At 71.4% G+C, this 7,145-nt stretch carries 7 protein-coding genes and 1 pseudogene; 5 read left to right on the top strand and 3 right to left on the bottom strand.

The genetic code is table 11. The features are described 5' to 3' along the window. The 5 genes and pseudogenes from A5696_RS27915 to A5696_RS05485 all read left to right on the top strand — a co-directional run. A pseudogene (locus tag A5696_RS27915) lies at positions 1–476 on the top strand (hypothetical protein); the annotation flags it as partial. Positions 477–571: 95 nt separating this feature from the next. Beyond that, the gene (locus A5696_RS05500; protein ID WP_067874639.1) at positions 572–1,414 is read left to right on the top strand and encodes an SHOCT domain-containing protein; all 843 of its coding nucleotides are present in this window, start codon (positions 572–574) and stop codon (positions 1,412–1,414) included. 50 nt (positions 1,415–1,464) lie between these two features. Next, a complete protein-coding gene (locus A5696_RS05495) occupies positions 1,465–2,283 on the top strand; it encodes a mycofactocin-coupled SDR family oxidoreductase (protein WP_082956419.1) in 819 nt (272 codons plus the stop codon). A 24-nt stretch (positions 2,284–2,307) separates the two neighbouring features. Continuing rightward, the gene (locus A5696_RS05490; protein ID WP_231964242.1) at positions 2,308–3,480 is read left to right on the top strand and encodes an NAD(P)/FAD-dependent oxidoreductase; all 1,173 of its coding nucleotides are present in this window, start codon (positions 2,308–2,310) and stop codon (positions 3,478–3,480) included. A gap of 2 nt (positions 3,481–3,482) precedes the next feature. Continuing rightward, complete coding sequence (locus tag A5696_RS05485; RefSeq protein ID WP_067874641.1) at positions 3,483–4,454, top strand: D-2-hydroxyacid dehydrogenase family protein; 972 nt, start codon at positions 3,483–3,485, stop codon at positions 4,452–4,454. Here the strand turns inward: A5696_RS05485 and A5696_RS05480 are convergent. The 3 genes from A5696_RS05480 to A5696_RS05470 all read right to left on the bottom strand — a co-directional run. Then, a complete protein-coding gene (locus A5696_RS05480) occupies positions 4,451–5,722 on the bottom strand; it encodes a VOC family protein (RefSeq protein WP_067874630.1) in 1,272 nt (423 codons plus the stop codon). The two genes, A5696_RS05485 and A5696_RS05480, sit on opposite strands and share 4 nt — an antisense overlap. Continuing rightward, the gene (locus A5696_RS05475) at positions 5,722–6,252 is read right to left on the bottom strand and encodes an RNA polymerase sigma factor (protein WP_067874627.1); all 531 of its coding nucleotides are present in this window, start codon (positions 6,250–6,252) and stop codon (positions 5,722–5,724) included. The genes A5696_RS05480 and A5696_RS05475 overlap by 1 nt, the downstream gene beginning before the upstream one ends. A gap of 52 nt (positions 6,253–6,304) precedes the next feature. Continuing rightward, positions 6,305–7,145 (bottom strand): DUF2332 domain-containing protein (locus A5696_RS05470; protein WP_067874624.1); only part of this gene is annotated, 841 nt, incomplete at its 5' end.

The following is a 7,145-nucleotide window of genomic DNA, read 5'->3' as shown; positions in this document are numbered from 1 at the left end:
GCGCGCCGGGCCAGGCGTCGGCGGCGGCCGTCCCGACCGGCAACGCGGTCAGCCTCGCACCGGCGATGCCGCCGGGCGCGGGGCCGGGCGTGTTCGGCCCCGGCGGCACCGGTGCGACGGCCCGGCTGCTGGGCAGTGTGGGCCCCGCCGCCGCGGCCGCCGGCAGCGGCGAATCGTTCGGCATGGGTGGAGCCGGGTTCACCGGCAGCCTGGTCGCGGGCCAGAACTTCGGCGCCGTCCCCGCTGCCGCCGCCGCAAGCGTCGGCCCGGCCGGGTCCTCCGGCGTCATGGGCGCCTCGGAGGGCGTCGCGGCCGCCGAGGAGACCGGGCTCGGAGGGTACGCCGGGACACCGCTGCCCGCGGCGATGCCGGCCGCGGCGCCCGCCGGCTCGTCGGCGGCGGTGCGTCCCGCGACGCCGGCTTACTCTCCGGCGTCGGCCGCCGCGGCCGAGCCCTCCGAGTCTTCAGGGGAGTGATCGGGCCTTCACGAACGGTTTGCGCGCACAGGTATCGCGACGGCCGGTGGGGCGCTAATCTGACACGGACTTCCCAGCGAGACTAGGAGAGACACGTGTTGGCGCGCTACCTGAAGGCACAGCTGATCGTTTTGCTGTGCGGCGGCCTGGTGGGGCCGATTTTTCTGGTCGTCTACTTCACCCTCGGGTTCGGCAACCTGTTGCAGTGGATGCTCTACGTCGGCCTGCTGATCACGGTGGCCGACGTGGTGATCGCTCTCGCGCTGGCCAACTACGGGGCCAAGTCCTCCGCCAAGAACGCGGAACTCGAGCAGCACGGCGTGCTGGCGCTGGCCCAGATCACCGGGATCAGCGAGACCGGTACGTGGATCAACAACCAGCAGGTGGTCAAGGTGCACCTGCACATCGCCGGGCCCGGGCTTCTGCCGTTCGACAGCGAGGACCGGGTGATCGCCAGCGTGACCCGGCTCGGCAACCTCAACGCCCGCAAGGTTGTGGTGCTGGTCAACCCCACCACCGGCGAATACCGCATCGACTGGGAGCGCAGCGCGTTGGTCAACGGTCTGGTGCCGGCGCAGTTCACGGTGGCCGAAGACAACAGGACCTACGATCTCAGCGGGCAGGGCGGCCCGCTGATGGAGATCCTGCAGATCCTCAAGGCCAACCACGTTCCGCTCGATCGGATGGTCGACATCCGGTCCAATCCCGCGCTGCGCCAGCAGGTCCAGGCCGTGGTGCGACGGGCGGCCGAGCATCAGGCGCCCGCGCCGCAGCCGGCGCCCCAGCCGGCCACGGCCGGCGGCCCGGCACCGGTCGCCACGCCGCCGCAACCGTCGATCGCCCAGCGGCTTCAGGAGCTGGAGACGCTGCGCGCCAGCGGTGCGCTGAGCGACCAGGAGTACAGCAGCCGGCGGGCCCAGATCATCTCCGAAATCTGAACCAGCGGGTTAGTTAGAACACGTTCCAGTTCCGCTGCTAGCCTTGCTGCGTGGCTGGAGCACTGCAGGGACGGGTGGCATTCATCACCGGCGCGGCCCGGGCGCAGGGGCGGTCGCACGCGGTGCGGCTTGCGCGCGAGGGCGCCGACATCATCGCGCTCGACATCTGCGCGCGGGCGTCCGACACCCTGACCTACACGCCGGCCACGCCCGAGGATCTCAACGAGACCGTCCGGCTGGTCGAGGCCGAGGGCCGCAAAGTGCTGGCCCGCGAGGTCGACATCCGCGACGACGCCGCGCTGCGGCAACTGGTGGCCGACGGCGTCGAACAATTCGGCCGGCTCGACATCCTGGTCGCCAACGCCGGGGTGCTGGGCTGGGGCCGGGTCTGGGAGCTCACCGACGAGCAGTGGGACACCGTGATCGGGATCAACCTGACCGGCACCTGGCGCACCCTGCGCGCGGCGATCCCCGCGATGATCGAGGCCGGAAACGGCGGGTCGATCGTCGTCGTCAGCTCGTCGGCGGGCCTGAAGGCGACGCCGGGCAACGGCCACTACGCGGCCAGCAAGTTCGGGCTCACCGCGCTGACCAACACGCTGGCCATCGAACTCGGCGAATACGGCATCCGGGTCAACTCCATCCATCCCTACTCGGTGGACACCCCGATGATCGAGCCGGAGGCGATGATGGAGATCTTTGCCAAGCACCCGCGGTACGTGCACAGCTTCCCGCCAATGCCGATGCAGTACAAGGGTTTTATGGCGGCCGACGAGGTCTCCGACGTCGTCGTGTGGTTGGCCGGCGACGGCTCGGGCACGCTGTCGGGCACCCAGGTCCCGGTGGACAAGGGCGCCTTGAAGTACTGATTCGCGATCGTGTATGAACACCACGTGACCGAAAACGGCATCGTGATCGTGGGCGGCGGGCTCGCCGGGGCCCGCACCGCCGAGCAACTGCGCCGGTCGGGATACACCGGCCGCATCACGATCGTCAGCGACGAGGTCCACCTGCCCTACGACCGCCCGCCGCTGTCCAAGGAGGTGCTGCGCAAAGAGGTCGACGATGTGGCCCTCAAGCCGCGCGAATGGTACGACGAGCAGGACATCACCCTGCGGCTCGGCGCGGCGGCCACCGGTCTGGACACCGCAGGGCAGACGGTCACGCTGGCCGACGGAACCGCGCTCGGCTACGACGAGCTGGTGGTCGCCACCGGCCTGGTGCCGCGGCGAATTCCGGCGTTCCCCGACCTGGAGGACATCCGGGTGCTGCGCTCTTTCGACGAGAGCCTGGCGTTGCGCGAGCACGCGTCCGCGGCCCAGCGCGCCGTCGTCGTCGGCGCCGGTTTCATCGGCTGCGAGGTGGCGGCCAGCATGCGCAGCCTCGGGGTGGAGGTGGTGCTGGTCGAGCCGCAGCCGACGCCGCTGGCCGCGGTGCTCGGCGAGCAGATCGGCGGGTTGGTGGCCCGGCTGCATCGCGACGAAGGCGTCGACGTCCGCCTGGGTGTCAGCGTTGCCGAGGTGCGCGGCCGGGGCCACGTCGAGACGGTGGTGCTGACCGACGGCACGGAACTGGCCGCCGACCTCGTCGTGGTCGGCATTGGATCCCGCCCGGCGACCGAGTGGCTGGAGGGCAGCGGTGTCGAGGTGGATAACGGGGTCGTCTGCGACGAGGCCGGCCGCACCAGCGCGCCCAACGTGTGGGCGCTGGGCGACGTGGCCTCGTGGCGCGACGCGACGGGACACCAAGCGCGCGTGGAACATTGGAGCAACGTCGCCGACCAGGCCCGCGTGGTGGTGCCCGCGATGCTCGGGCAGGACGTCCCCGCCAACGTGGTGGTCCCCTATTTCTGGAGCGACCAATACGACGTCAAGATCCAGTGCCTCGGCGAGCCGGAGGCCACCGACACCGTCCACGTCGTGGAGGACGACGGGCGCAAGTTCCTGGCGTACTACGAGCGCGACGGGGTGCTGGTCGGTGTCGTCGGTGGTGGAATGCCGGGCAAGGTGATGAAGGTCCGCGCCAAGATCGCCGCCGCCACCCCCATATCCGAGGTGCTGGGCTGACGATTCCCAAGGTGGCGGTACTCGATGACTACGCCGGCCTGGCGCTCGACCTCGCCGACTGGTCGCCGGTGCAATCCCGGGCCGAGCTAGCCGTTTTCAACCGTCACCTCTCCGAGCCGGAAGCGGCGCAGGCGCTGCGGCCCTTCGACGTGATCTGCACGATGCGCGAGCGGATGGCCCTGCCGCGCACGCTGATCGAGCGGCTACCGAACCTCAAATTGATCACCATCGTCGGCCGCAGCCTGCCGAACCTGGACGTGGCCGCGGCCGGCGAGCGCGGCGTGCTGGTCGCCCACTCGGACTTCGCCAATCCGCGCTTCGCCTCGGTCCGGGACGCCACCCCGGAATTGGCCTGGGGGTTGCTGATCGCGACGGTGCGCAACCTGGCCGAAGAGCATAGGAGCATGCGCGCCGGGGGATGGCAGACCACCGCCGGTATGACGTTGTCCGGCAAGACGATCGGGCTGCTCGGCCTGGGCAGGACGGGCAAGCGCATGGCCGAATACGCGAAAGTGTTTGGCATGCAAGTCCTTGCGTGGAGCCAGCACCTCACCGAGGAGGCCGCCGCGGCGGCCGGCGCCCGCCGCGTCGAGAAGGCGGCGCTGTTCGCCGAATCCGATGTGGTCTCGATCCACCTGGTGCTCTCCGAACGGACCCGGGGCCTGGTCGGCGCCTCCGAGCTGGCCCTGATGCGGCCGCGCGCGTACCTGATCAACACCTCCCGCGGGCCGATCGTGGACGAGGCGGCGCTGCTCGACGCGCTGCGGACCGGGCGCATCGCCGGGGCGGGGCTCGACGTCTACGACGCCGAACCGCCCCCGCCCGACCACCCGCTGCGCGGCCTGGCGAACGTCACGCTGTCCCCGCATCTGGGCTACGTCACCCGCGAGATGCTCGGCGCCTTCTACGAAGACACCATCGAGGCCGTGGTCGCGTGGCTGGACGGCGCGCCGATCCGCATTGCCAACGCCTAGAACTCGCCGAGGTAGAAGCGGCCGCCCTGATCGTCGGCGCATTCCGCGGTCACGCCGTACGGCTGCCGGGCCGGCTCGGACAGCACCGTGCCGCCGGCCGCGCGGACGCGGGCGACGGCCGCGCCGATGTCCGCCACGGTCCACATGGGCACCGTCGTCGGGGTGGTGCTGCCGCCGGCGGCGCCGGCCATCGGATGGGTTCCCACCACCTGCCAGCCGTCGGCCACCCGGCCGGGCTCGAAGGTCCAGCCCAGCACCCGGGCGTAGAAATCGCGGAAGGCCGACGAATCCGGCACCTGGTAGGTGACGTAGGACAGCTCGCCGGGCCCGGACCCGTTGAGTTCCGGGCGCTTTCGTCCGGCCCGCGGCTGAAACACCGCGAACGCCACGCCGTGCGGGTCGGTGGCGTCGAGCCGGAGCCCGTACTCGGTGTCGCGCGTTTCACCCGGGACACCGCCGGCCTCGATTATCGCCGTGCGTGCGGCGCCGACATCGTCAACGGCGTAGCAGCAGAACAGCGTGGGCCGCCCCGGGCCGGCCCAAATGCCGGTCGGCAGATCGGTGTTGGTGACCCGGTGCGACGCCGGATCGTAGGCCCAGCCCAGGACGTGGCCGTAGAAGGCGGCCGCGCGATCGGCGTCGGCGGTCCACACCGAGACGTAGCCGATGTCGCCGTGCCGGATGCCGGGCACCGCGGTGGGGCCGGACAGCATCCACCGGTGGCCGAACGGGTCGATGATGGTGGCGTTGCGACTGCCGTAGCTTTCATATGTCTCGCGCTCGACGGCCGCGCCGCGCTCCCGCGCCTTTCGCAGCGCGGCGTCGGCGTCGGCGACATGCAGCATCAAGCTCACCGAAACACGCGCCGGCGCAGGCGCTTTCAAGCCGAGCTCGGGGTGCTCGTCGGCCAGGTACAACACGCCATCGCCGATCGCGATCTCCGCATGCCCGATCCGGCCGTCGTCCATCACGATCGGTTCACCGACGATGGCGGCGCCGAACGCGTCGGCGTACCAGGCGATCGCCGCACGCGCGTCCGCCACGCTGAGGTAGGGCAGCGCGGCCGGGCGCGGGGCGTCGGGGGCTGTGCCCGGTTCGGTCAGTTCGGAAATGGCGGTTGCGGTGCCGCTCATGACAACTCCTTCCGGGAGGGTTAATGCGGATTCCAATCGCCGGCGCAGCCGCGCGGCGAAGTCCGGATCGGGTTGCACCGGAAGGTCTTCCGTGTGCAGCACGCGCAGCGGGTCCGAGCTGTCTCGTCGACTCATCACGCGCCTCCTTCCGGATACTGCTGTTTGAAGGCCCGGCGGGCCCGGACCAGGAGCGCCTCGGTGGCGTGCACCGTCCGGCCGATCAGCTCGGCGCATTCGCCTACCGAGCAGTCGTCCATGTAGCGCAGCACCAGCACGGCGCGGTGCGGTTCGGCCAGCCGGGCCAGCACCGATTCGGCGACCATGCGGTCCAGCTCGGCGTCCCAGACGTCGGCGGCCCCCCTGGCTTCGAACACCGGCTCCGGCGGATCGGCGACCGGCACGGTCAGCCGGTGCTGCCCGCGCCGATAGTGGTCGGCCAGCTTGTGGCGTGCCACGCCGAGCAGCCAGCGGATCGAGATCGGCGGCGGATCGCCCCTGCGCGCGGCGTCCATCGCCGCGAGGAACGTCTCCGACGTCAGGTCCTCGGCCGTGGCGGCCTCCCCGCAGCGGCGGGCGAAATACCCGTACACCACGGGCAACGCCTCGTCGTACAGCGCGAGCAGCGCGCGTCGAGCGTCGGATGGGTGCTCCGCTTCGGCGCTCACACCCCTATCGTCGCCGCGGCGGCCCGAACTCCGACGGCTTGGCGGCAGAAAATTATTGCCAGTTCACCGGCGGGCCGTGCGGATGGCATTCGCCGAGCACCGCGCGCCGGCCACCCGGCCAGCTGCGCGCCCGCACCAAAAACCTGATCGGCCCGCCGGGCGCGTCCCGCGCCGGCTCCAGCGTGAGGTGGGCGAACGGCGACCGGGCGCCGGCCCGCGCGCCCAGCGCCTCGACCCCGTCGCGGACCGAGGCGCGTTCGTCGTCGGACAGGTACTGCCAGGTGATCGAATGCCACAGCACGGTCAGCGTGCCGTCGGCGAGGGTCAGGCCGGCCACCGCATCGGCCGCCGTCCGTCGCTCGAGGCGCGCCGGGACGTCCCGGGCGACCGCGATGGCGCCGCGCAGCCGCTCCAGCCGGTCGTGCTGGTCGGGCCAGACGTAGCTCAGCACGGTCATCTCCCCGTCGGCGCCGGTGACGTCGATGGGTGCGATGTCGTAGCCGCCGCGCTCGACGATCGAGACGTCGCCGTCGGGCGGCAGGGTGCCGCGCCACGCGTCGTCGATGCTCACCGGCGAGCCGGCCGGTCCCCACCGGCCGCCGTCATACCGATAGTGGTAGTGGTCGGCCCGCATGTTCAGTCCCGCGCTCGAGCCGATCTCGAAAAGCCTTATCGGCAAGCCGAATCCGCGGTTGATGCGCAGCAGCCCACCGATCAGCGCGGCGGACCGGCCCACCTCGTTGGTCTGTGGCGGTCGCCCCAGCGCCGCGCGCAGCAGGTCGGCGTGGCGGTCGGCGGTGCTCAGGATCTCGGGCCAGGCTTCCTGCGCGTCCCACGTGCCGCCGGTGCTGGGATACCAGCGCCGCAGGGCCGGTGCCCGGCCGTCGAGCACC

Source organism: Mycobacterium sp. E2699 (assembly GCF_001666745.1).
GTDB lineage: Bacteria > Actinomycetota > Actinomycetes > Mycobacteriales > Mycobacteriaceae > Mycobacterium.
The sequence above is the reverse complement of the archived record's forward strand: the minus strand, read 5'-3'. Positions and strand labels throughout refer to the sequence as shown.